This is a genomic window from Bradyrhizobium sp. HKCCYLRH3099 (assembly GCF_051167855.1).
Classification (GTDB): domain Bacteria; phylum Pseudomonadota; class Alphaproteobacteria; order Rhizobiales; family Xanthobacteraceae; genus Bradyrhizobium.
In genome coordinates, this window is sequence record NZ_JBNPTW010000012.1 from 161692 (window position 1) to 185179 (window position 23488).

The window sequence follows — 23488 nt, forward strand, 5'->3', positions numbered from 1 at the left end:
GTGACTTGGTGCGGGAGAGCCCCGAACCTATGTCGAGCGTGAATGTTGCGATGCAAAATCGCGTCTCGACAGCCCGCGTCCGCATCGGCCCAATGGCGGCCGTCCCTGCCTTAAGAGAGATCTGCGTTGACCACCCTGACGTCTGATTCCACCGACCAGCTGTCGGCCTGGATCACACTGCTGCTCGCCTTCTCCTGCGGGCTGATCGTTGCCAACATCTATTACGCCCAGCCGCTGATCGGTCCGATCAGCGCCGACCTCGGACTTCGCCCGCAGCTCGCGGGCCTGCTGGTGACGATGAGTCAGATCGGCTATGGCGCGGGGCTCCTGTTCGTGGTGCCGCTCGGCGATCTCATCGAGAATCGCAAACTGATCGTCGCGACCGTGATCATCGGTGCCGCCGCGCTGGCCTGCGCGGCGCTGGCGACGAGCCCGCCGACCTTCCTGCTGTCCGCGCTGCTGATCGGATTCGGCTCGGTCGCGGTGCAGATTCTCATTCCCTATGCCGGCCACATGGCGCCGGAGGCGATCCGTGGCCGGACGGTCGGGAACGTCACAACCGGGCTGATGCTCGGCATCATGCTGGCGCGGCCGCTGTCGAGCTTCGTGGCCGCCCATGCCTCCTGGCACGTGATCTATGCGGCATCTTCCGTGGCCATGCTGAGCCTGGCCGTCGTGCTGCGCGTGGCGCTGCCGCCGCGCGAGCCGCAGGCGCGGCTCAGCTACGGCCAACTGCTCGGCTCGATGGTGCAGCTCTATCGCGACACCCCGGCGCTGCGCCGCCGTGCGTTCTACCAGGCTGCGCTGTTCGGCTGCTTCAGCGTGTTCTGGACCACATCGCCGCTGCTGCTGGCGGGGCCCGACTTCCGGATGTCGCAGACCGGCATCGCGCTGTTCGCGCTGGCCGGCGTTGCCGGTGCGATCATGGCCCCGGTCGCCGGCCGGATCGCCGATCGCGGCTGGACCCGGCCGGCGACGATCGCCTCGATGCTGATGTGCGCGATCGGCTTTGCGGTCACGCTGCTGGCGCCATCGGGAACCAACTGGTCGCTGGCGGCGCTGGTGTTCGCGGCGATCGCGATCGACTGCGGCGCGCAACTCAGCCTGATCCTCGGCTATCGCGTGCTGTTCGTGCTCGGCGCCGGCCAGCGCAGCCGGCTCAACGGTCTCTACATGACCACCTTCTTCGTCGCCGGCGCGGCCGGCTCGGGCCTCGGCGCCTGGGCCTATGCGCACGGCGGCTGGACGTTCGCGGCCGTTCTCGGAACAGTGCTGCCGCTCATCGCGCTGGCCTATCAGTTCACCGAGCAGCGCTGATCAGAACGGGCTGCGCTTGAGCCCCGGCACCAGCGCGGCCAGGCGATCCTTGATCCAGGGCGCCGGCGGCAGCTTGCCGGTGGGCATTTCGACAGCCGCCGCAGGCTTGCGGCTCACCGCGAGCGTCAGCGTCGCAAGGTACTGATCGCGCTCCTCCTTGATCGCGCAATAGGCGCGATGGTCGGGATCGGCGTCGCTGGCGACGCGGTCATTGGCGTTGACGACGAGCCGCTGCTTCGGTCGTCCGGTGTAGTCCGGCACGTTGGTGTAGATGAACTCGTTCAGCGCTTCGGGGAAGAAGGTCTGGCCGGTCAGCACGGTGGCGTCGTCGAGGAACACCCGGAAGTGGATGTGGGTGGCGCGTCCCGCATACCAGCCGGGATAGATCGTTTTGAATGCGGCCCAGCCCGCGGCATCCGCCATCTGCGTGCCGCGCAGGAAGGTTTTGCCGCTCTGGTCGAGCTTGTGGGTGTCGCCCTGGCCCGGATAGCCGGAATAGATGCCGCGGGCGTCGCAATGCCAGATATCGACGCGGGCGCCCGGGATCGGCGTGCAGGCGCCGGCCTCGATCACACGCAGCCGGAGCGACAGCGGCACGCCGGGCCGGCCTTCGGCGATGTCGGCCCGCACTAGCTTGGGATCGAAGTAATAGGGGCCCGATTCGGATTGCGGCATGAGGACGCAGGCGTCGTCCGCGCCCGCTGAAAGCGTCGAGGACTCCGACTCTGCGTGTGCTGAAGGTGCGAGCAGCGCGGCCCCCGCGGAGACAAGTCCGAGAAAGCCGCGGCGTGTTGCGTTCGCCAAGAGCGCCTCCAATCGCATGCCGATGCTGCTCACAAATCACCCGGGCATGGCAACAATCAGACCTGCACGATGCGCAGCACACGCGCAGGGAACCCGCACGGGCCACAGATGATGCCGTTGCAGCTCTCCGATGGCTGTGCAATCGTCGGTTGTTTTCAGCACGCGCTCATTCTCGGGAGGTCATGATGCGATTGGCATGCGCAATTCTCGTCGCCTCGATGGTCATCGACGGCAGCATGGGATTGGTTGCCGCGCAGGGCGGCACCATTCCTCTCACCAGCCTCGACGTGTCCGGCACCTTCGAGAAGAAGCCCGGCAAGACGGCAAAGGATCTCAGCGGCATCGCGTGCCTGGCGCCGCAGCAGGGCAAGCGCAACTGCCTGCTGATCAACGACGAGAACCGGACGGCCCAGCGCGCCGTTCTGGAGACCGATCGGATCACGGCCGGCGCGATGGTGACACTGGTCGACAAGGAGCCGAGCAAGAAGACGCTGGGCGCCCCGCCGGAAGTGGCATGCAACAATAAGAAAGAGGCCGGCCGCAAGAAAGATGATGCCGACGAGGAAAAAGAGGAGAAGGACGATCTGGACGGCGAAGGCGTCGCCTACGCGGAGCCCTATTACTACGTGATCGGCTCCCATGGCTGCTCGCGCAAGATGAACAAGTTCCAGCGGTCATCGTTCATTCTGGCGCGCGTCAGCGCCAATCCAGCTGCCTCGGCCGAGGCGGAGACGACCTATCGCGTGTCCGATCTGCTGCGAAGCGCCACAACGATCAGTGATTTCCTGGGCAAGGATCTCGAATCCGAAAACGGGCTGAACATCGAGGGCATCGCCGCCCAGGGCGACCAGCTGTGGTTCGGCCTGCGCGCGCCCGTCATCGGCGGCAACGCCTATCTCGTGCCGGCGACGGTGTCCGACCTGTTTGCTGCGGGACATCAGCGGAGTGCTGCCACGGCGAAGGCGGTGCCGATCAGGCTCGATGGACGTGGCATCCGCGACTTGGCGGCGTTGCCGGACGGGCGGCTGCTGGTGCTCGCCGGCGCGCCGCATGGTCCGGAGGTGCCGTTCAAGCTGTTCGTCGTCGAGCCCGCGACCGGAGCCTCCGAGGAACTGGGGACGCTCGCGACCGTCCAGCAAACCATCAAGAGAAAGCCGGTCGTCGGCAAAGCAGAAGGATTGGCCGTGCTCGCGGCGAGCGCCGACCGGCTCACCTTCGTCGTGCTGTTCGATTCGCTGCCGAACGGCGCCCCGCATCGCGGCGCTGTCGAACTGCCGAAACCCAAGCGCAATTGAGCAGCGCGGCTGACCCGGTCGATTAGGTGACGGGCCGGACTCGGCACGTTCTAACGTTCTGGCGAGCTCACACGTCCTGGCAAGCTCACACCTGCGTCAGCGGCTTTTCGCCATGGCGCTCGGACAGCGTGAAGATCTCGACGCCGTCATTGGTGACGCCGACCGAATGCTCGAACTGCGCCGACAGCGAGCGGTCGCGCGTGACGGCCGTCCAGCCGTCGGACAGGATCTTCACATGCGGCTTGCCGAGATTGATCATCGGCTCGATCGTGAAGAACATGCCGGGCTTCAGCAGCACGCCCTCGCCGGGGCGGCCGACATGGATGATGTTCGGCTCGTCGTGGAATAGCCGTCCCAGTCCATGGCCGCAGAAATCGCGCACCACGCTCATGCCCTGCGGCTCGACGAAGCTCTGGATGGCGTGGCCGATGTCGCCGGTGGTGGCGCCGGGCTTCACCGCGGCGATGCCGCGCATCATCGATTCATAAGTGACCTCGATCAGCCGCTCGGCCTTCCGCGAGATCGGCCCGATTGCATACATCCGGCTGGAATCGCCGTACCAGCCGTCGACGATGAAGGTCACGTCGACATTGATGATGTCGCCCTCCTTCAGCGGCCGGTCGTTCGGCATGCCGTGGCAGACGACATGGTTGATCGAGGTGCAGGTCGAGTAGCGATAGCCGCGATACATCAAGGTCGCCGGATAGGCGCCATGGCTGAAGGCGAAGTCGCGCACGACATCGTCGATTCGCGAGGTCGGAACGCCCGGCTTGACGATGTCGGTGAGCGCGTCGAGGCACTTCGACACCAGCGCGCCGGCCTTGCGCATCCCGGCGAAGCCGCTCGGGCCATGCAGCTTGATCTGGCCGTTCTTGCGCGCAGCGGTATCGGTGGCTTCGATATAGCTCATGGGCCTGTTTCGTTCCCGGGGGTGTCGTGGGGTGATTGCCTAATTTAATGATCCTGCCCCCCGGTGCAAGCCGGGTCTGCACGGCGCGGCCGGCCCGCGCAGGCGCCGCGCGCACGGTCTGTTCCCTCTCCCGCGTGCGGGGGAGGGCTAGGGAGGGGGCTGCTCCGGCGGCGGTGCAAGTGGCGCCCCCTCTCCAACTCTCCCCCCCGCAAGCGGGGGAGAGGGCGCAGTGGAATGCGGGGCGGATCAATTGCTCAAACGCGCGAGGAGAATCCCTCTTGAGCCGGTGCGACGGGATAGGAAAACGTCGGTGCCCTCAGGCCGTCGGAACCTCGACCGTGGTTTCGACCGGCAGTGCACCGCCGCGAACGCGAAGCTCTCGCACCGGATAGGGCACGCGGATGCCCTCGCGCTTGAACGCGTCCCACAGCGCCAGCATCACCTCGCTCTTGACGCTGTCCATGTAGCTGGGATCGGCGATCCAGCAGGTCAGCGAGAACTTCATGCCGGCCTCGGTGAATTCGGTCAGCAGGCAGTTCGGCGGCTTGGACTTCAGCGTGCGCGGCATCTCGGCGGCGATGTCGGTGGCGAGCTTGACGACGACGCGCGGATCGGCGTCGTAATTGGTGCCGAAATTCACCTTCACCAGCGTGTTCTTGTCCGTATAGGTCCAATTGGTGACCTTCTGGGTAACGAGGTCCTCGTTGGGGATCAGGAACTCGCGGCCGTCGCCGGCGGCGACCGAGATGTAGCGCGTGTTCATCGCGCTGATGCGGCCCGAGCTGTCGCCGATGGTGACGAGGTCGCCGGGCTTCACCGATTTGTCGGCGAGCAGGATGATGCCGGCGACGAAATTGGCGACGATGCGCTGCAGGCCGAGACCGATACCGACACCGGCGGCGCCGGAGAAGATCGCGAGCGCCGAGAGGTTGATGCCGACGGCGCTGATCGCAATCGCGATGCCGAAGATCATCAGGCCCATGCGGACCATCTTGATCAGCAGCACCTGGATCGATGGCGTCAGGTCGGTCGACCGGGTGATCCGGCTCTCGACGAAATTGCTGGCGATGTTGGTCAGCCAGAGCACGCCGAGCAGCAGGACGCCGAGCTTGATGACAAGAAGCGGCGTCAGCCTGAGGCCGCCGAGCACGACGGAGACCGAGTCGAGCGCGTCGACGACGTTGTCGAGCTGGCCGATGATGCTGAGCGCGGCCACCAGCCACGCGGAGATCGAGACAATCTGCACGATGAAGGTGCTGCGGATCACCGAGGTGATCAGCCGGATCACGAGCCAGGCCAGCGCCAGCTTGAGGGCGACAGCGAGCAGATAGGAGCGGCTCGGCCAGGTCCACAGCACCATGCCGGTGCGCGCGATCCGCATCAGGATCACGAAGACGACGGTGGTCACGCTCTCCAGCAGCACCCGCAGCAACTGGCGAAGCGGGCCGGGCCAACCCATCGCCAGCGAGGTGACGTCGATGCGCGCGCGCACCGCGGCGCTCGCCGCAAACGCGATGCCGGCGCCGCTCAGCACCATGCCGAGCTGCAGATAGAACCAGGGCGAGGTGACCTCGGCGCCGATCGAGCGCGCCACGGTCTGCAGGAATTCGAGAACGTCTTTTAAATCGAAGTCCATCAGAGGGATCTCGGAAAGGAACGGAGGCGCGCGGGAGCCCGATTGGCGGGATTTAGCTCGTTTTCGTCACAGGCGATTGCCGCGAAATATACCCCGAACGCGGGCAGGGATGGAAAAATGGGCATATCGCCGCGATAAGAGCAAATCCGGTTGGCGTGCAAGTGTGGCGACGATAAGGATGTAAAACTCGGATCGATCAACGTTTTTTCATGTCATCCCTCGACGCCGTCAGCATTGCCATCCTCCTTGGCGCGATCCTGGTCATGGCCGGCATCCTGTCGAGCCTGCTGGCCCTGCGCTTCGGCGCGCCGCTGCTGCTCGTGTTCCTGGTGATCGGCATGCTGGCGGGCGATTCAGGCCCTGGTCATATCGAATTTCAGGACGTTCGTACCACCTATCTGGTCGGCTCGGTGGCGCTGGCGCTGATTTTGTTCGATGGCGGCCTGCGCACGCGCTTCCAGAGCATCCGCACCGTGCTGGCGCCGTCGATGGTGCTCGCCACCGCGGGCGTGCTGCTGACCGCGTTCATCACCGCGCCCATTGCGAAATACACCCTCGACCTCGGCTGGACCGAGGCGTTGCTGGTCGGCGCCGTCGTTGCGTCGACCGATGCCGCCGCCGTGTTCCTGCTGGTGCATGCGCAGGGCCTGCGGCTGCGTCCGCGCGTCGGCGCGACGCTCGAGGCGGAGTCCGGCAGCAACGACCCGTTCGCAGTGTTCCTGACCTTGATGTTGGTCGAGCTGATCTCGGTCGGCCACGGCAGCGTCGGGCATTTCGTGTTCGAGCTGGTACGTGAGGCCGTGCTCGGCACGCTGTTCGGCATCGTCGGCGGCCGCCTGGTGGTGATCGGCCTCAACAAGGTCGCGCTTCCGCAGGGCCTGCATGCGCCGTTCGTCACCACGGCTGCGCTCGTCATCTTCGGCCTGGCGCAGATCGTCCACGGCTCCGGGTTTCTCGCGGTCTATCTCGCCGGCCTCATCGTCGGCAACCGGCCGACGCGGGCGCACAACTCGGTCGTCACCTTCCTCGACGCGGCCACCTGGCTCGCCCAGATCGTGATGTTCGTGCTGCTCGGCCTGCTGGTGTCGCCGCAGCGTCTGCTGGACAGCCTGCTGCCGGCAATCGCGGTCGCGCTGGTGCTGATGCTGGTGGCGCGCCCGGTCGCGGTCTTCCTCTGTCTCCGTCCGTTCCGCTTCAACTGGCGCGAGAAGGCGTTCATCGCCTGGACCGGCCTGCGCGGTGCGGTCGCGATCTTCCTCGCCTCCATCCCGATGCTGGTCGGCCTGTCGAACGCCTATCTGTATTTCGACGTCGCCTTCGTCGTCGTCATCATCTCGCTGCTGGCGCAGGGCTGGACGCTCGGGGTCGCCGCCCGCAAGCTGCACGTCGCGCTGCCGCGCACCGATCGCGGCCCGCGCCGCATCGAGCTCGACCTGCCCGGCCAGCTCGAGCAGCAGCTGGTCGGCTATGCGATCCGTCCGAAGAGCCTGTATTTCCGCCGCGGCCTGATTCCGTCCTGGTCGAAGCCGACGCTCGTGATCCGCAATCAGCAGATCCTGTCGCCCGCGGAGGCCGAGCCGGTCGCGCCGGGCGACTACCTCTATCTGCTGGCGCCGCCGGAGAAGGCCGAGTCGCTCGACCGCTTCTTCGTCGACATGCCGCCGTCCTCCGCCCCCGACCCGCATCTGCTCGGCGACTTCATGGTCTCGGCCGAGCACACGCTCGACGAGGTCGCGGGCATCTACGGCGTGAAGCTTGGCGAGGGCGAGGACAAGCTGACGCTCGCGGATTATTTCGACATTCATCTCGACAACGCGCCGAAGGAAGGCTCAACCGTCGCCCTCGACACCATCGTGCTGGTGGCACGCTCGATCTCCGGCGGCCGCGTCAATGTCGTCGGCTTGCGCCTGCCCGAAGACGAAGAGGAGCAGCCGGCCCCGACGCGGAAGGAGCAGGTCAAGCGCAAGCTCGCCGAGGTCTGGTCGTCGGTGGCGGGGGTGTGAGAGTGTCCACCCCGGCACTAATTCGCTGGGGGATTCTGGTCTGCGAAGATCGCGGCTATGTCTTGCCGTCCGTCAATGACACGGACGATCTGTGGTCCGTCCCCTGTGACTCGTTAGAACACGACGTGAGCTCCGACCGATATCGAACGTAGACCCGGCTGCAACTCGTCGCGAGCACGCCCCGCATGCGGAAATTCGATCAAGACGATCACGGTACGCTGAACATCGCGAAGGATGCGGTCGGCGGTTGGTGACCCGGCAGCAACGGCTAGATAGTCCCAAAGTCGGTCGAGGTCGCTGGCGGCCTCCGGCGACCAGAGCGCGCGACGCTCACCCGCGGACATGTCCCGCGTTTTTCCGCTTGATCAACTCTTCGATATCCAGCGTCTGACCTTTGCCGGCATCGAGAGACTGAATGCCCTGGTCGAGCATGTCGCGAAGTGCCTGAAGTTTATCGACATGGGCAATCAGCTCCCGGCTGATCTGCTCCTGATCCGCCGCGGGTAGCCGCTCCAGCGCCGAAATTGCGTGTTCCAGTGCCTTGATCATGAAGACATGATACCGCATCTCCGGCAGGAGCGCACCCCCCGTCAATTCGCGAGATATTCTGCAAGCTCACTCCGCCGGCAGGATCGCGACTGATGCTGCAGCCTCCGATGCGCCGCTGATCTGCAGCACGAAGGGCTGTGCGCCGAGCTCGTACTTCACGGTCTTGCGGATGCCATCGCAATTGGTGGCGCCGCTGAAGGCGATCGGCTTGAGGACCTTGCCGTCCTGCACGACATCGATCCAGGCTGCGGCTGACAGGCTCACGGTGTAGACGCCGGTCTTCACGCTCGCGATGCGGATGACGCCAGCGAAGGTGCCGTCCTTGGGCGCGCGTTCCGGCGGGCTCGGCAGCCTGGCATCGGCGAGTGGATGCAGTGTCAGGGCCATGCCCGAGGCAGGCAGCGCGGCGATCTCGGCGCCCGAGTCGAGGGCCTGACGGTCGGCCGCCGTCAGCGCGGCGCGTTCGCGCGCGATGTCCCATTTGAACTTGTCGCAGCCGCTCGGCTCGGCGGCTGACGCCGTGGTTGCAAACAAAGCGAGGAGAAGGGCAGTCGGAGCGAATCGAGGGAGGCGCATGATGACGGCTCGCAGGACAAATGCGCGGCGGCTCGATGCGCCGCGGCGATCAATGAAGACGTGGGACCGTCATCCCGATGGGTGATCATCACGCTTACGGCGCGATGCTGCAGTCTAGCGGATCGGCGTGCGCTGCCGCGACTCGCAATCGCGTGTGTCGTGCCTCAATTCCTGGCGTCCGGCGCGTGCAGCACGGCGCGGCAGCCCGGTGGCAGTTGTGCCATGGTGATCGGCTGCGGCGGCTTCGGCGGCTCCTTCGGTGGCGGCGGATGCAGCACGGCGTCCGAAAACCAGTAGTCGAGATCGCCGCAGCCGTCGCCGCCGTCCTGGTCGGTCTGGCCGTGGCAATCCGGATTGCCCGGCGGACACACCATGCGGATGTGGAAGTGATAGTCGTGGCCCCACCACGGACGCACCTTGCTCAGCCAGCTGCGGTTGCCCTTCGCCTCGCGGCACAGCGCCTTCTTGATCGCGGCATTGACGAAGATGCGTTGCACCGACGGCTCCAGCGCGGCTGCGCGGATCACCGCGACATGGCCCTTCGTGAACACGCGGGGATCGACGTCGAGACGATCCTGCCGCACCATCATCACCGCCGACATCTCCTCGCGCTCGTTGCGCGACAGCCGGTGCTCCGGCATCGGCGTCAGCCAGATGTCGGCGTCGAGGCCGATCTGGTGGCTGGCGTGGCCGCTCAGCGCCGGGCCGCCGCGCGGCTGGCCGATGTCGCCGACCAGGATGCCGGGCCAGCCGGCGTCCTTGCGCGCGCGATCCGCCAGCCGCTTCAATAGCGCGATCATGTTGGGATGACCGAAATTGCGGTTGCGGGACAACCGCATCACCTGCCAGTCCTCGCCATTGATCGGCATGCGCTCGGCGCCGGCGATGCAACCGCGATTGTAGGTGCCGATCACCTTGGTCGGCTGCGCGGAAGGCTGCAGCCGGCGGGCGAACAGCTCCTTGGCCGGTGTCTCGGGATCGTCCGGATGGGCGAGCGGCGGCAGCGCCTTTGGCTCCACGGTGCCCTTGTCCTGCGCAAGGGCTGGTGCCGCGGCGGTCACCGCAGCCGCACTCAGTGCGGTCATCAGAATCAGACGGGCATGCATTGCGGCAGTCTAGCGCCTGCCGGCGGGCAGGGAAGGGCACGCCGGGCACCGAATCTTAACGGTTGTGTAACCCTGCCGCGGAATTGGCACGACATCCCCAACAAGGCTCAATTGCCTGATTTAGTTCGGTAGTTGAACCCAAATTGGGGGGCGATTGCACGGAATGCGCGCAATTCGGCGCCGCTGAAATCGTGCAGCGCTTACCGTCGGTTGTGGCGCAATTTTTGGTTGACCATGTTGCCGGCGCAAGGCTCCCGCGATGCGAGAGTGTGTGGTCTTGCTCGCGCAATCAGTGATGCTAGGTTTCTGCATCAAGATACCATTTTTTCAGACACTTGGCTGAGACAATGGCCCCAGTAAGGAGAGTGAGGCGTGCGATGCGGCCCGTTCGGCCACCCAAGCCCAAGAAGCTGAATTGCGTGCCCCGCGCTCGTGGTTCCCGTCCGGCCAGACCCGCCCCGAAGCTGCGGCGGCACAACCTGCAGACGACGGCTGCGACCGACGAATCCGGCAAGCGCGCCGAGTGGGAAGCCGCCATCGCCGACGCCAAGACGGCCCATGATCGCCTGATGGAAGCGATCGACCTGCTGCCCGAAGGCATCGTCTTCCTGGACTCCGAAGGCCGCTACATCCTCTGGAACAAGAAATACGCCGAGATCTACAACCGCAGCTCGGATCTGTTCCAGCCCGGCGCGCGGCTTCAGGACACCATCCGGATCGGCATCGCGCGCGGTGAATATCCGGATGCGGTGGGCCGCGAGGACGCCTGGATCGCCGAACGCCTGCAACGGCTGTTCCATCCAAGCGGCCGTCATGAGCAGCGCCTGTCGGACGGCCGCACCATTCTCATCGACGAGCGTTTGACCGCTGATGGCGGCATCATCGGACTGCGTGTCGACATCACCGAGCTGAAGCAGCGCGAGGAATCATTCCGGCTGCTGTTCGACGGCAATCCGGTGCCGATGATCGTGTGCGCCAGCGGCGACGGCAGGGTGCTCGGCGTCAACGCGGCGGCGGCCCAGCACTATGGCTATGACCGTGCAGCCTTCGAGCAGCTCAGCATCCGCAATCTCCAGGCCTATGAGAGCGAGCCGCCGTGGGCCGGCGATCCGTCCGGCGAGGAGAACGCGGCCCGCACCTGGAAGCACGTCCGCGCTGACGGCACCCTGATCGACCTCGCGATCTACTCCCGCCACCTCGTCTATCAGGAGCAGCCCGCCGTGCTGCTGGCGCTGATGGACATCACCGAGCGCAAGCGCGCCGAGGCGCGGCTCGCCTTCCTGGCGCAGCACGATGCGCTGACCGGCCTGCCCAGTCGCAACCTGCTGCGCCAGAGGATCGACGACAAGCTCGCGCAGATGCGCCGCAGCTCCGAGAAGATCGCCGTGCTGGTGCTCGGTCTCGACAATTTCAAATCGATCAACGACACGCTCGGCCATGCCGTCGGCGACCGGCTGTTGCGCGGCGTCGGCAAGCGGCTGCGCTCGATCCTGCGCCAGGAGGACATCGTCGCGCGGCTGAACTCGGACGAGTTCGCCGTCGTGCAGGGCGGCCTGGCGCGACCGGAGGACGCGGCGCTGCTCTGCCGGCGCCTGCTGCAGGCGCTCGCCGATCCCTATCTCATCGATGGCAGCTCGGTCACGATCGGCGCGACGATCGGAATTGCGATGGCGCCGAATGACGGCGACGACGCCGAGAAGCTGCTCAAGAACGCGGACATGGCGCTGTCGCGCGCCAAGAACGAGACGCGCGGCACCTTCAGCTATTTCGAGACCGGCATGGACGCGCGGGCGCAGAGCCGCCGGCGGCTGGAGATCGAGTTGCGCGACGCCATCCAGCACGATGTACTGCGGCCTTACTATCAGCCGCTGGTCGACCTTTCGACCGGCCGCATCACCGGCTTCGAGGCACTGGTGCGCTGGCCGCATGCCGAGCGTGGCATGATTCCTCCGTCGGAGTTCATTCCGGTCGCCGAGGAGACCGGGCTGATCTCGGCGCTCGGCCGCACGATGCTACGCCAGGCCTGCCGGGACGCGGCGAACTGGCCTGATGATGTGCGCGTGGCCGTCAACATGTCGCCGCTGCAATTCCGCGTCGGCAATGTGCTGTCGCAGGTGATGGAGGTGCTCAAGCAGTCCGGCCTGCCGCCGAGCCGGCTCGAGCTCGAGATCACCGAGACGCTGGTGCTGGAGAAGAGCGGCCAGGTGCTGGCGACCCTGCATGCGCTGCGCGCGCTCGGCGTGCGCATCTCGATGGATGATTTCGGCACCGGCTATTCCAGCCTGAGCTATCTGCGCAGCTTCCCGTTCGACAAGATCAAGGTCGACCAGTCCTTCATCCGCGATCTCGCCGCCAATCGCGAGGCGCAGGCCATCGTCCGCTCGATCGTCAGCCTCGGCAAGGGGCTCGGCGTGACGATCACCGCCGAGGGCGTGGAGACCGAGGCGGAGCTGCGCTGCCTGCGTGCCGAGGGCTGCGACGAAGGGCAGGGCTATCTGTTCAGCCGTCCGCGCCCCAATGCCGAGATCGTCGGTCTGCTGCAGGCGCAGCGGGATGCCGCGGAGGGGACGACGGCGGGCAAGGCCATGGTGGCCTGAGCGTGCGCCTCATCCCGCAGCGGCCTTGAACCGCGCGCGGTAGGCGGCGGGCGACGTACCGACGCTGCGGCGGAAGGCGACCCGGAATGTCTCCAGCGACTGATAACCGCACTGCGCCGAGACGTCGGCCAGCGGCATGGTCGCGGTCTCCAGCAGTTCGCGTGCCCGCGCCATGCGCTCCTGTTGCAGCCATGCGGCCGGCGCTGATCCCGTCGCCTCCGCGAAGCGGCGCAGGAAGGTCCGCTCGCTCATGCCGGCACGCTTCGCCATCGCGCCGATCGCGATCGGTTGCGCCAGCCGGGCGCGCGCCCAGTCCATGACCTCGCCGATCGTCCGCCCCGGTCGCAACTGGACGGGAGCGGCGACATATTGCGCCTGGCCGCCGTCGCGATGCGGCGGCATCACCAGACGGCGCGCAACCGAATTCGCGACCTTGCTGCCGAAGTCGCGGCGGACGAGATGCAGGCAGGCATCGATGCCGGCCGCGCTGCCGGCCGAGGTGATGACATCGCCCTCGTCGACATAGAGCGTGTCCTCCTCGATGCTGATGCCGGGATAGAGCCGCTTGAGGTCGGGCATGTGCCGCCAATGCGTGGTGGCGCGCTTGCCGTCGAGCAGGCCGGCTGCCGCCAGCACGAACACGCCGGAGCAGATCGACAGGCAACGCGCGCCGCGCGCCGAGGCCTGCGCGATCGCCCGCAGCAGCCGCTCCGGCGGCCGCTCGTTGCGGTCGCGCCAGCCCGGCACGATGATGGTCCTGGCATCCTTCAGCCGCGCCAGCGGCGCGCCGGCTTCGACAACGATGCCGCCGATCGCGCGCGACCGCCGCCCCTCGGCCGACACGACCTTGAACTGATACCAGGGGAAATCGAATTCCGGCCGCGGCAGACCGAACACTTCGACGGCGATGCCGAACTCGAACGTGCACAGCCCGTCATAGGTGACGACGGCGACGAGGCCCGGATCGCGCGGGCGGGCGCTGGGGGCAGTTTGCGACATTGGCGGAAACTTACCGGACTTTGTCAGATCCGTCACTTGGGGCGAGAGCCGGCCTGCGCGAGATTGCGACCTCGATGATCTCCAGATTGCACGGACAAGCCATGACCACGCACGTTACCGACGTCCCCGCCGCGCCGTCGGCAAGGGCGCTTCAGCATTTCGAGGACATGCTTTCTTTCGAGACGGATTGCTGGGACGTCCACGAGAGCCTGCGCGCACCCGAGGTGGATTTCATCCTGGCCGACGTTCGCGGCCCGGCCTCTTTCGCGAAGGGACACATCGCGGGCGCCATCAACATGCCGCACCGGAGCATCACCGCCGAACGGCTGGCTGACATTCCAGGGGACAGGCTGTTCGTCGTCTACTGCGCCGGCCCGCATTGCAACGGCGCCAACCGCGCCGCCATCCGCCTCGCGCGGCTCGGTCGCCCGGTCAAGATGATGATCGGCGGCGTGACCGGCTGGATCGATGAAGGTTTTGCGCTGACGGCGAGCGACTGAGCGAGAGCCCGGCTCCCCTCCGCCAGCATCGGTGTCGTCCCGGCGAACGCCGGGACCCATACTCCGTGACGCCTCCGGTGAGACGCCGCTGTAGCCTCAGCTCGCTCCAACTCCGGCATCGGTGGTCATGGGTCCCGGCTCGAGGCCGGGACGACACCGGTTTTGTGGCGGGCCGTCTTGGCACCCCTCCCTAGGCCGCCTTGCGCAGCCCGGCCAGGAACGAGTCGATGCTCTTCGACAGCGCGTCGGCGTGCTGGCCGAGGTCGCGGGTGGCCACCATGACGTGATCGGCGAGCTGCCGCGACTGCTCGGCGGCATCGCTGGCGCCGACGACGTTCTGTGAGACCTCGGTGGTGCCGGAGGCCGCCTGCTGCACGCTGCGCGCGATCTCGCGCGTCGCCGAGCCCTGCTGCTCGACGGCGGCGGCGATGGTCGCGGCGATGCCGCTGATCTCCTGGATCGTGGTGCTGATGTCGCCGATCGCGGTGACGCAATCCGACGTCGCGGCCTGGATCGAGGTGACCTGGCCGGCGATCTCCTCGGTCGCCTTCGCGGTCTGGCCGGCGAGCTCCTTGACCTCGGCGGCGACCACCGCGAAGCCGCGGCCGGCCTCGCCGGCGCGCGCCGCCTCGATCGTGGCGTTGAGCGCCAGCAGGTTGGTCTGGCTGGCGATCGCATCGATCAGGCGCAGCACGTCGCCGATCTTCTCGGCGGCGGCAGCCAGGCTGCCGACCATCTCGGTGGTCTGCCGCGCCTTGATGACGGCGCCGTCGGCCACCTTGCTCGAATGCGTCACCTGGCGGCCGATCTCGGTCACCGACGATGCCAGCTCCTCGGAGGCGGCGGCGACCGTGGACACGCCGCTGGATGCCTCCTCGGAGGCGGCGGCGGCAGCAGCCGCGCGCTGCGACGCGCCGTTGACGCTCATCGTGATCTCGCGGACGACCCGCTCCATGTCCTGCGTCGCGCTGGCCACCGCCGAGACCACGCCCTTGACGTCGGCTTCGAAGCGGTCGGCCATCTGCCGCTGCAGCGCCTGCTTCTCCTCCTCGGCACGCTGCTGCGTCGCCTCCTGCGCATCGCGCAGGCTGCTCGTTTCGATCATCGTGCGCCGGAACACGTCGACGGCCCGCGCCATGGTGCCGAGTTCGTCCTTGCGTTCGCCACCGGGAATCGTGACTTCGGTGTCGCCGCTCGACAGGCGATGCATGACGGCGGTGATCGCGACCAGCGGTCGCGAAATGCCGCGGGCGACGAACAATGCGACGGCGACCGCGAGCAGCAGAATGACGACCGTACCGAGGATCAGCTGCTGCTGCGCGCTGCTGGCGGCGGCCTGATAGGCGGTGGTGTCCTTGATCACCTCGAGCACGGCGATCGGATCGCCGGCGTAGTTCTTGATCTGGCCGACATACAGCGCCGCGGGCCGGCCGGCCAGCGTCGCCTCGCGCTGGATCGGCGCGCCCTTGAACACCGCCTGCACTTCGTCGGTCGTGGCGACCGTCTCGTCGCCGAACGTCGACGACAGCCGCTTCGGCTGGCCTTCGTTGATCCAGTAGACGGCGAGATCGATGCCGTAGCGCTGCTTGGCCCGGTCGACGAATTCCTTGCCGAAGGCGGCGCCGACGTCGACGGTCGCGATCACCTTGCCGTCGCGCACCATCGGGGTCATGCCGAAGATGCCGAGCGACAGCCGGCTCTGCTCGACCCCGGCGATCTGCTTGCCGGTCTGGTTGGCCTGGACCACCGTGATGCGGCGCTTTGAGGTGTCGTCGCCGAACACCTTCGGCTCATGCACGCGGTAGAAGTTGGTGGCCGGCGGCGCCCATACGTTCACCAGCGGAATGCCCTGCGCCTTCAGCGAGGTCATGGCGCCGCCGAGCAGGGTGCCCAGCGCCTCGCGGTCACCCTTGAGATAGGCATCGGCGACCGGCGGCAACGCCGCGAGCGTCGAGCTCACCGCCAGCGCGGCGCGGCCCTCGTAATCGATGCCGGCGGCCACGCTGTCGAACTGCAGCTTGAGCTGCTGTTCCAAGGCGAGGCGGGTCAGCGACCGCTGCTGCATCACCGAGAAGGTGCCGAGCACGGCGCAGGCGATGGCGACGGTGAGCGAAAGGGCGACGATGAGGCGGGCGGAGATCGATCGAAGGCGGGACATTCGGGGCATTCCTTGCTTTGCAGCAAGGGTCCCAGAATACCATTAAGGAACAGATACCGTAGTTGCACGGGAATGCAGATTCTGCCGGGAGGTGTCCGCCGCTTGCCTCCAGCGGACCGTGTGCGGCCCGGCCTCAGCTATCCACCTTGAGCGCGGCGATGAAGGCTTCCTGCGGGATGTCGACCTTGCCGAACTGCCGCATCTTCTTCTTGCCTTCCTTCTGCTTCTCCAGAAGCTTGCGCTTACGCGTGATGTCGCCGCCGTAGCACTTGGCGGTGACGTCCTTGCGCAGCGCGCGCACGGTCTCGCGCGCGATCACCTTGCCGCCGATCGCCGCCTGGATCGGGATCTGGAACATGTGCGGCGGGATCAGATCCTTCATCTTCTCGACCATCGCGCGTCCCCGGCCTTCGGCGCGGGTCCGGTGCACCAGCATCGACAGTGCGTCGACCGGCTCGTTGTTGACCAGGATCTGCATCTTCACGAGATCGGCCGGCTTGTAGTCGGTCAGGTGATAGTCGAACGAGGCGTAGCCCTTGGAGACGGACTTCAGCCGGTCGTAGAAGTCGAACACGACCTCGTTGAGCGGCAGATCGTATTTGACCATCGCGCGGGCGCCCACATAGGTGAGCTCCTTCTGATTGCCGCGGCGATCCTGGCAGAGCTTCAGCACGCTGCCGAGATATTCGTCCGGCGTCAGGATGGTGGCCTCGATCCACGGCTCCTGGATCTCGGCGATCTTGACGACGTCGGGCATGTCGACGGGATTGTGAATCTCGATCTCCTCGCCGTCGGTCAGCTTCATCTTGTAGATGACGCTCGGCGCGGTCGCGATCAGGTTGAGGTCGAACTCGCGCGACAGCCGCTCCTGGATGATCTCCAGGTGCAACAGGCCGAGGAAGCCGCAGCGGAAGCCGAAGCCGAGCGCGGCCGAGGTTTCCATCTCGAACGAGAAGCTGGCGTCGTTGAGCCTAAGCTTGCCCATCGCCGCGCGCAGCGTCTCGAAGTCGTCGGCGTCGACCGGGAACAGGCCGCAGAACACGACCGGAATCGCCGGCTTGAAGCCCGGCAGCATCTCGGAGACCGGCTTGCGGTCGTCGGTGATGGTGTCGCCGACGCGGGTGTCAGCGACCTCCTTGATCGCGGCGGTGATGAAGCCGACCTCGCCGGGGCCGAGCTCGTCGACCTGCTGCATCTTCGGCGTGAAGAAGCCGACGCGCTCGACGTCATACGCGGCACCCGTACCCATCATCCGGATGCGCTGGCCCTTCTTCATGACGCCGTCGACAATGCGCACGAGCACGACGACGCCGAGATAGACGTCGTACCAGCTGTCGACCAGCAGCGCCTTCAAGGTCGCGTCGCGGTCGCCCTTCGGCGGCGGCAGCCGGGTGACGATGGCTTCCAGCACGTCGGGAATGCCGAGGCCGGTCTTGGCCGAGATCATCACCGCGTCGGAGGCATCGATGCCGATGACGTCCTCGATCTGCTGCTTGATCTTGTCCGGCTCGGCGGCCGGCAGGTCGATCTTGTTGAGGACCGGGACGATCTCGTGGTTGTTGTCGAGAGCCTGGTAGACGTTGGCGAGCGTCTGCGCCTCGACGCCCTGGCTGGCGTCGACCACCAGCAGCGAGCCCTCGCAGGCCGCCAGCGACCGCGAGACCTCGTAGGCGAAGTCGACGTGGCCGGGCGTGTCCATCAGGTTGAAGATGTAATCCTTGCCGTCCTTGGCGCGGTATTGCAGGCGCACGGTCTGCGCCTTGATGGTGATGCCGCGCTCGCGCTCGATGTCCATCGAATCGAGCACCTGCTCCTTGCCCGCCATCTCGCGGTCCGACAACCCGCCGGTCATCTGGATCAGGCGGTCGGCCAGCGTGGACTTTCCATGGTCGATATGGGCGACGATGGAGAAGTTGCGGATGTTGGGAATGGGGACGGTCGTCATGGGTCGCGCAAATAGCATCACAGGCCCCTCACCAGCAACCATATTGCTGAATTTCCAGGGCCTTTCTTCACGGCAAGCTGATTCCCCGCAGCCCTAAAACAGGCTACGAGAGCGGATGTCGAGTACCTCTCTCCCGCCTGTCGCGGCGCGCATGCGCGGCCGTTTCCGACCGCAGCGGCTGGCCGCCTGGCTGGTGGCGCGCGCCACCGCGCCCGCAACCTCGATCTGGGTCGTGATCGGCTTTGCCGTGGTCCACGCGGTGCTGTGGACGGCGATCCTGACCAATCTCAAGGCGGCGCAGGACGTCCATATGGATGTCGCCGAGGCCTATGCCTGGGGCAGCCGATTCCTGTTCGGCTACGGCAAGCATCCGCCGCTGTCGGGCTGGATTGCCGGGCTGTGGTTCGCGGTGTTTCCGGTCAAGGACTGGGCGACCTATGCGCTGGCCATGGCGGTGAACAGCGCCGGGCTCGTCATCATCTGGCTGGCGAGCCTCAAGGTGGTTGACCGCCGCCGGGCGTTCTTCGTGCTGGTGATGGTCGCGCTGTATCCGATCTTCAATTTCAAGGGTTTCAAATACAACGCCGATCTGCTGCAGCTCCTGACCCTGCCGCTGGTTGTCCTGGCCTATCTCAACGCCTTCGAGAAGCGCAGCGCCGTGTCCGGCCTGTGGCTCGGCCTCGCCGGCGCGGCGGCGATGATGACCAAATATTGGGTGCTGACCATGATCGGCGCCATCGGGCTGGCGGCGCTGCTGCATCCGGAGCGGCTGCGCTTCCTGGCCTCGCCCGCGCCCTGGGTCGCGATCGTCGCCATGCTCATCGCGATGATCCCGCATCTCATCTGGCTGTGGCAGGTCGATTTCGTGGCGCTGACCTATGCCGGTGATGTCTATTCGCTGTCGGATCGCGGCCGGGCGGCCACGCTGGTGCTGGGCTATGTCGGCCACAATCTGGCGCTGCTGGCGCTGCCGGTGGCGCTGGCGGCGCTGGTGCTGGCCTGGCCGGCGCGGTTCGCGTTCGCCAATTGGCGGCGCGGACCCAATCCCGGCGTCAATCGCAGCCAGGCGCTGAACGTCTGGCTGGTGCAGGCGATCGTCGCAGTCGGACCGCCGCTCGGCGGCCTTGCCTTTACGATTTACATGAAAACCGATTGGGGCATCTCGCTATTCTTTCTGGTGCCGCTGGCGCTGGTGGCGATCCCCGCGCTTCGGCTGCGGCTGACGATGCTGCCGCGGCTCACGGCGGTCTGGCTGGTGCTGTCGCTTCTGACGCTGATCGCGTCGCCGTGGATCGCCCGGCGCGAGATGGCGGCCAATCCCAACGGCGCGACTGGTTATGGCGCCCGCTCGGAGCTGGCGCGGGAGCTGACCAAGGCCTGGCATGCCCGATTCGGCACGCCATGGCCGCTTGTCGCCGGCTTCTCCGAGATGAACACGCCGATGACCTTCTACAGCCCCGATCACCCGCGGCCGTTCACGGTGCCCTACACGGCCGACGAGACCTGGAGCTCCGGCCTGACCACGCTCGATGACCTCAAGCGCGAGGGCTTCATCGGCATCTGCGATACCACCGACAATCGCATCGCCGCCTGCGAGGCCTGGATGACCAAGGAAGCGCCCAAGGCCGAGCCGCTGGTCATGACCACCCAGCGCTTCTTCCACGGCCAGGCCGGCCCTGCCATCGTTTGGAAGGTGTATATTCAAGGGCCGGGGAAGTAGCCCCGCGCGGCCGGAGGCCGTCCAAATTGGTGGTCGAGCTGCTGAGCGGAAAACGGTGCGCTCCCTCTCCCCGTTCTTTACGGGGAGAGGGCTGGGGTGAGGGGCCGCCACGCCCACCGACCGTGCGGAAAGCCCCCTCACCCGGATTGCATCTGGCGATGCAATCCGACCTCTCCCCGCAAGCGGGGCGAGGTAAGAGATCGTCACACGCCTTCTTCGTGGAACTTGTCGTTCACGAGATCAGTGATCGCCTGCAGCGCGGCTTCGGCCTCGGGGCCGGTCGCGGACACCAGGATCTTCGTCCCCGGCGCCGCCGCGAGCATCATCAGGCCCATGATCGAGCGGCCGCCGACGGTCTCGCCGCCGCGCGTGACCCAGACCTCGGCCTGGAACTTCTCGACCATCTGCACGAACTTCGCCGAGGCCCGCGCGTGCAGGCCGCGCTTGTTGGTGATCAGGAGCTCCCGCGAGATCGCGTCGGCCGGCACGGCCGGCCCGGCGACATTGTCCTGCGGCGCGTCCTCGTCGCTCATTTGCCGGCAAGCACCCGGCTGGCGATGGTGACGTATTTCCGTCCCGCCTCCTGCGCCATCGCGATGGCGTCGGGTAGCGAGCGCTCCTCGCGCACCTTGGCGAGCTTGACCAGCATGGGCAGGTTGATGCCCGCGAGCACCTCGACCTTGGGCCGGCTCATGCAGGAGATCGCGAGGTTCGACGGCGTGCCGCCGAACATGTCGGTGAGGATGGCGACGCCGTCGCCAGTGTCCACGCGGTTCACGGCTTCGATGATGTCGCTGCGACAGAGATCGGAATCATCGTCGGCGCCAATCGTGACCGCTTCAATTTGCTTTTGAGGACCCATGACGTGTTCGAGCGCCGCCCTGAACTCGTCGGCGAGGCGCCCATGGGTCACCAGTACCAGGCCAATCATCGGATACTCCTCGCGGGCGCCTTGGGTGCACCGCACGAACGCGCCACTTTGACCATCCGGAGCCCTCGCGCAAGAGGGCATATTCGCGAGGCTCCCGGATTCTGGCATACGGCAGGAGAGCTAGCGGCGGTCTAATCGGTGGCGATAGTGGGGCTGATATGGTTACCAATTTGCTCCACACAATCGGCCGAAAGATTACCGGAACATGAAGTATTAGTGGTAATCAGTGCTGCTGCAACCAGTGGGAAGGGCTCGAACCCCGCACCAACGGGGACTCGCGGCAACTCGATACCGTTGAGCGCGATGCGGAGCGTTTCCGCGTTCGGCAGGCGGGCGGCGTCCCCGGCCATGAGGTCGACGACGAGCCCCAGTTTTGCCTCCGACACATGGTCGCACCCCCGGATTCCGAGACCGCGGATCTCGATCAGGCCGGCCAGCGCAGGGGCTGGGCTGACCCATAATTCCCTGCCGCGTGTGGCGAGATGAACACGGTCGTCGCCGACCAGGGTCGCGCGCGGCAGCTGTCCGGCGCGGCCGGCGAGAATCAGATCGAAGGCGAGGCGCGATTTGCCCGAGCCGGACGGGCCACGGATCAGGACCGCGAGTTCCCCCACCTGGACGGCCGACGCATGGATGCTGGCCGATTCGGCGGTCACGACGCCGGCAGCCGGACGATGAAGCGCGCGCCGGCGGACGTCGGATTGCCGTCGGCATCGACCGGGCCGGGCCGGTTCTCGGCCCAGATCCGTCCGCCATGGGCGTCGATGATCTGCTTGGAGATCGACAGGCCCAAGCCCGAGTTCTGGCCGAAGCCCTGATGCGGCCGGTCGGTGTAGAAGCGCTCGAAGATGCGCTGCAGGGCGTCCTCGCGAATGCCCGGACCGTCGTCGTCGACCGTGATCTCGATCTCGGAGCGCACCCGCCGGCAGGTGATGCGCACCTTGCCGCCGGCCTCCGAGAACGACTGCGCGTTCGACAGCAGGTTGGAGATCACCTGGCCGAGGCGCGAATCATGGCCCGGCACCGAGAAGGTGTCGTTGACTCCCCGTCCTTCGAAGCGGACCTCGACGGCGACGTCGGTGCCGTTCTTCTTGGTCTCGTTGGCGACCGAGGTCAGCGTGTTCAAGAGCCGGCGCAGGTCGACCAGGGTCATGTCCTGGCGCTGCAACTCGGCATCCAGCCGGCTGGCATCGGAAATGTCCGAGATCAGGCGGTCGAGCCGCTTGACGTCGTGTTCGATCACCGCGAGCAGGCGGGCGCGGCTGTTGTCGTTGCGCGCCAGCGGCAGCGTCTCGACCGCGGAGCGCAGCGAGGTCAGCGGGTTCTTGAGCTCGTGAGCGACGTCGGCGGCGAACATCTCGATCGCCTCGATGCGGGCGTACAGCGCATCCGTCATGTCGCGCAGCGCGCCGGAGAGATGGCCGATCTCGTCGCGGCGGCGGGTGAAATCGGGGATCTCGACGCGGGTCTTGATGCGGCGGCGCACGCGCTCGGCGCTGTCGGCCAGCCGTCGGACGGGGCCTGCGATGGTGCTGGCCAGCAGCAGCGAGAGCACGATCATGACCGCCGAGGCGACGCCGCCGACCTTCAGGATGGCGAGGCGCTCGGCGGTGACCATCTGGTCGATGTCGTCGCCCTGCGTCGACAGCATCAGCGCGCCGTGAATGGTCCGCGAGCGCTGCACCGACACCGCGACCGAGACGATGACCTCGCCACGCGAATTGACCCGCACCATGCTGCGCTTCTGGCCCTTCAGCGCGTCCGAGACTTCCTCATAGCCGTTGCCATTCTCCGGGCCGTATTCGCGGTACAGCGGCAGGTCGCCGCGATTGAGCCAGGTGCGCACCGAGATCAGCGCGCGCTCGACGAAGCCGGGCTTCTCGCTCGACGGCGGCGGCAGGTCGAAACGCAGCACATTCTCGAGATTGCGGCTGTCGAGCAGAAGGCCGCCATTGGGATCGTAGATCCGCGCCCGCGTCTTGGTCGGCGAGATCAGCGTCCGCAGCACCGGCGCCACGCGCTCGGGATTGATCGGGAAATCGAGCGGCGAATATTCGTCCGGCGCGCCATAGCTTTCGCCGGGCTTGAGATCGAGCAGGCGCTCGGGATCGATGGTGATGGTGTTGGTCTGCACCGTCGCCGAGGCGGCGATGGCGCCGGCGATGATTTCCGCCTGCACCAGCAGGCTCTGCGCGCGCGCATCGATCAGGCCGGCGCGGAACTGCGAGAGATAGAGGATGCTGGCAACCAGCGCGAGCAGGCCGGCGATGTTAAGCGAGACGATCCGCCTCGTCAGGCTCGAGAACGACAGCGCGAACAGGAACTGGCCGGCGCGGCGCAGCCAGCTGACCGGACGCTGCCAGCCGGAGACCTGCGGCGTCTCCTCGACCACCTCGTCCGGGGAGTTCAACGCTGGGTCAAGCTGCGTGCGATCGAGCAATG

20 protein-coding genes are annotated in these 23488 nt (G+C 66.6%); 6 read left to right on the top strand and 14 right to left on the bottom strand.

Annotated features, from left to right (window positions below; translation table 11 throughout):
* Positions 1–126 precede the first annotated feature (126 nt).
* Positions 127–1317 (top strand): MFS transporter, encoded by a 1191-nt coding sequence (locus ACQR1Y_RS22310; protein ID WP_434878003.1) that lies wholly within the window; start codon positions 127–129, stop codon positions 1315–1317.
* Here ACQR1Y_RS22310 and ACQR1Y_RS22315 read toward each other — a convergent pair whose 3' ends face one another.
* On the bottom strand, positions 1318–2121 hold the full coding sequence (locus ACQR1Y_RS22315; RefSeq protein WP_434878002.1) for an intradiol ring-cleavage dioxygenase: 804 nt from the start codon (positions 2119–2121) through the stop codon (positions 1318–1320).
* Here ACQR1Y_RS22315 and ACQR1Y_RS22320 point away from each other — a divergent pair.
* On the top strand, positions 2049–3416 hold the full coding sequence (locus ACQR1Y_RS22320; RefSeq protein ID WP_434894315.1) for a DUF3616 domain-containing protein: 1368 nt from the start codon (positions 2049–2051) through the stop codon (positions 3414–3416). The two genes, ACQR1Y_RS22315 and ACQR1Y_RS22320, sit on opposite strands and share 73 nt — an antisense overlap.
* An 85-nt stretch (positions 3417–3501) precedes the next feature.
* Here the strand turns inward: ACQR1Y_RS22320 and map are convergent, their stop codons facing one another.
* Together map and ACQR1Y_RS22330 are read right to left on the bottom strand one after the other, a co-directional pair.
* The gene (map, locus tag ACQR1Y_RS22325; protein ID WP_009027481.1) at positions 3502–4326 is read right to left on the bottom strand and encodes a type I methionyl aminopeptidase; all 825 of its coding nucleotides are present in this window, start codon (positions 4324–4326) and stop codon (positions 3502–3504) included.
* 316 nt (positions 4327–4642) lie between these two features.
* Positions 4643–5962 (bottom strand): mechanosensitive ion channel family protein, encoded by a 1320-nt coding sequence (locus ACQR1Y_RS22330; RefSeq protein ID WP_434862184.1) that lies wholly within the window; start codon positions 5960–5962, stop codon positions 4643–4645.
* 209 nt (positions 5963–6171) lie between these two features.
* On the opposite strand from ACQR1Y_RS22330, the gene ACQR1Y_RS22335 reads away from it, so the two are divergent.
* Positions 6172–7965, top strand: a complete 1794-nt coding sequence (locus ACQR1Y_RS22335) for a potassium/proton antiporter (protein WP_434862185.1) — start codon at positions 6172–6174, stop codon at positions 7963–7965.
* Between the two features lie 113 nt (positions 7966–8078).
* On the opposite strand, the gene ACQR1Y_RS22340 is transcribed toward ACQR1Y_RS22335, so the two are convergent.
* From ACQR1Y_RS22340 to mepA, 4 genes are all read right to left on the bottom strand, one after another.
* On the bottom strand, positions 8079–8309 hold the full coding sequence (locus ACQR1Y_RS22340; protein ID WP_434878000.1) for a type II toxin-antitoxin system RelE/ParE family toxin: 231 nt from the start codon (positions 8307–8309) through the stop codon (positions 8079–8081).
* Entirely contained in the window at positions 8296–8514 is a 219-nt protein-coding gene (locus ACQR1Y_RS22345; protein WP_434862187.1) for a hypothetical protein, read from the bottom strand. Before ACQR1Y_RS22345 ends, ACQR1Y_RS22340 begins: the two co-directional genes overlap by 14 nt.
* A 66-nt stretch (positions 8515–8580) precedes the next feature.
* Positions 8581–9090: a hypothetical protein gene (locus ACQR1Y_RS22350; RefSeq protein WP_434877999.1), complete on the bottom strand. Its 510-nt coding sequence runs from the start codon at positions 9088–9090 to the stop codon at positions 8581–8583.
* A 164-nt stretch (positions 9091–9254) separates the two neighbouring features.
* Complete coding sequence (mepA, locus tag ACQR1Y_RS22355) at positions 9255–10196, bottom strand: penicillin-insensitive murein endopeptidase (protein WP_434877998.1); 942 nt, start codon at positions 10194–10196, stop codon at positions 9255–9257.
* A 377-nt stretch (positions 10197–10573) separates the two neighbouring features.
* Between mepA and ACQR1Y_RS22360 the strand changes: the two genes are divergently transcribed.
* Positions 10574–12793, top strand: coding sequence for a putative bifunctional diguanylate cyclase/phosphodiesterase (locus ACQR1Y_RS22360; protein WP_434877997.1), 2220 nt, complete (start codon positions 10574–10576; stop codon positions 12791–12793).
* Positions 12794–12802: 9 nt separating this feature from the next.
* On the opposite strand, the gene ftrA is transcribed toward ACQR1Y_RS22360, so the two are convergent.
* Complete coding sequence (gene ftrA, locus ACQR1Y_RS22365) at positions 12803–13792, bottom strand: transcriptional regulator FtrA (RefSeq protein WP_434877996.1); 990 nt, start codon at positions 13790–13792, stop codon at positions 12803–12805.
* A gap of 101 nt (positions 13793–13893) precedes the next feature.
* Here ftrA and ACQR1Y_RS22370 point away from each other — a divergent pair, with 101 nt between their 5' ends.
* Positions 13894–14292: a rhodanese-like domain-containing protein gene (locus ACQR1Y_RS22370; protein WP_434877995.1), complete on the top strand. Its 399-nt coding sequence runs from the start codon at positions 13894–13896 to the stop codon at positions 14290–14292.
* Between the two features lie 190 nt (positions 14293–14482).
* Here the strand turns inward: ACQR1Y_RS22370 and ACQR1Y_RS22375 are convergent, their stop codons facing one another.
* Both ACQR1Y_RS22375 and lepA read right to left on the bottom strand, forming a co-directional pair.
* On the bottom strand, positions 14483–16450 hold the full coding sequence (locus ACQR1Y_RS22375; RefSeq protein ID WP_434877994.1) for a methyl-accepting chemotaxis protein: 1968 nt from the start codon (positions 16448–16450) through the stop codon (positions 14483–14485).
* Between the two features lie 133 nt (positions 16451–16583).
* The gene (lepA, locus tag ACQR1Y_RS22380; protein WP_434873452.1) at positions 16584–18395 is read right to left on the bottom strand and encodes a translation elongation factor 4; all 1812 of its coding nucleotides are present in this window, start codon (positions 18393–18395) and stop codon (positions 16584–16586) included.
* Positions 18396–18510: 115 nt separating this feature from the next.
* Here lepA and ACQR1Y_RS22385 point away from each other — a divergent pair, with 115 nt between their 5' ends.
* On the top strand, positions 18511–20115 hold the full coding sequence (locus tag ACQR1Y_RS22385) for a glycosyltransferase family 39 protein (protein ID WP_434877993.1): 1605 nt from the start codon (positions 18511–18513) through the stop codon (positions 20113–20115).
* 203 nt (positions 20116–20318) lie between these two features.
* On the opposite strand, the gene ACQR1Y_RS22390 is transcribed toward ACQR1Y_RS22385, so the two are convergent.
* The 4 genes from ACQR1Y_RS22390 to ACQR1Y_RS22405 all read right to left on the bottom strand — a co-directional run bounded on the left by ACQR1Y_RS22390 (position 20319) and on the right by ACQR1Y_RS22405 (position 23486).
* The gene (locus ACQR1Y_RS22390) at positions 20319–20648 is read right to left on the bottom strand and encodes an HPr family phosphocarrier protein (protein WP_434877992.1); all 330 of its coding nucleotides are present in this window, start codon (positions 20646–20648) and stop codon (positions 20319–20321) included.
* Complete coding sequence (locus tag ACQR1Y_RS22395; protein ID WP_006611446.1) at positions 20645–21046, bottom strand: PTS sugar transporter subunit IIA; 402 nt, start codon at positions 21044–21046, stop codon at positions 20645–20647. Before ACQR1Y_RS22395 ends, ACQR1Y_RS22390 begins: the two co-directional genes overlap by 4 nt.
* Before the next feature lie 131 nt (positions 21047–21177).
* Complete coding sequence (locus tag ACQR1Y_RS22400; RefSeq protein ID WP_434877991.1) at positions 21178–21702, bottom strand: HPr kinase/phosphorylase; 525 nt, start codon at positions 21700–21702, stop codon at positions 21178–21180.
* A complete protein-coding gene (locus ACQR1Y_RS22405) occupies positions 21699–23486 on the bottom strand; it encodes a stimulus-sensing domain-containing protein (protein ID WP_434877990.1) in 1788 nt (595 codons plus the stop codon). Before ACQR1Y_RS22405 ends, ACQR1Y_RS22400 begins: the two co-directional genes overlap by 4 nt.
* Between the last annotated feature and the right edge of the window lie 2 nt (positions 23487–23488).

Excerpts from the sequence above, each read along its gene's own strand:
- ACQR1Y_RS22390 (WP_434877992.1), bottom strand. The coding sequence starts at position 20,648 with ATGAGCGACGAGGACGCGCCGCAGGACAATGTCGCCGGGCCGGCCGTG.
- ACQR1Y_RS22345 (WP_434862187.1), bottom strand. The coding sequence starts at position 8,514 with ATGATCAAGGCACTGGAACACGCAATTTCGGCGCTGGAGCGGCTACCC.
- lepA (WP_434873452.1), bottom strand. The coding sequence starts at position 18,395 with ATGACGACCGTCCCCATTCCCAACATCCGCAACTTCTCCATCGTCGCC.
- map (WP_009027481.1), bottom strand. The coding sequence starts at position 4,326 with ATGAGCTATATCGAAGCCACCGATACCGCTGCGCGCAAGAACGGCCAG.
- ACQR1Y_RS22335 (WP_434862185.1), top strand. The coding sequence starts at position 6,172 with ATGTCATCCCTCGACGCCGTCAGCATTGCCATCCTCCTTGGCGCGATC.
- ACQR1Y_RS22360 (WP_434877997.1), top strand. The coding sequence starts at position 10,574 with ATGCGGCCCGTTCGGCCACCCAAGCCCAAGAAGCTGAATTGCGTGCCC.
- ACQR1Y_RS22340 (WP_434878000.1), bottom strand. The coding sequence starts at position 8,309 with ATGTCCGCGGGTGAGCGTCGCGCGCTCTGGTCGCCGGAGGCCGCCAGC.
- ACQR1Y_RS22395 (WP_006611446.1), bottom strand. The coding sequence starts at position 21,046 with ATGATTGGCCTGGTACTGGTGACCCATGGGCGCCTCGCCGACGAGTTC.
- ftrA (WP_434877996.1), bottom strand. The coding sequence starts at position 13,792 with ATGTCGCAAACTGCCCCCAGCGCCCGCCCGCGCGATCCGGGCCTCGTC.
- mepA (WP_434877998.1), bottom strand. The coding sequence starts at position 10,196 with ATGCATGCCCGTCTGATTCTGATGACCGCACTGAGTGCGGCTGCGGTG.
- ACQR1Y_RS22350 (WP_434877999.1), bottom strand. The coding sequence starts at position 9,090 with ATGCGCCTCCCTCGATTCGCTCCGACTGCCCTTCTCCTCGCTTTGTTT.
- ACQR1Y_RS22375 (WP_434877994.1), bottom strand. The coding sequence starts at position 16,450 with ATGTCCCGCCTTCGATCGATCTCCGCCCGCCTCATCGTCGCCCTTTCG.
- ACQR1Y_RS22330 (WP_434862184.1), bottom strand. The coding sequence starts at position 5,962 with ATGGACTTCGATTTAAAAGACGTTCTCGAATTCCTGCAGACCGTGGCG.
- ACQR1Y_RS22370 (WP_434877995.1), top strand. The coding sequence starts at position 13,894 with ATGACCACGCACGTTACCGACGTCCCCGCCGCGCCGTCGGCAAGGGCG.
- ACQR1Y_RS22385 (WP_434877993.1), top strand. The coding sequence starts at position 18,511 with ATGTCGAGTACCTCTCTCCCGCCTGTCGCGGCGCGCATGCGCGGCCGT.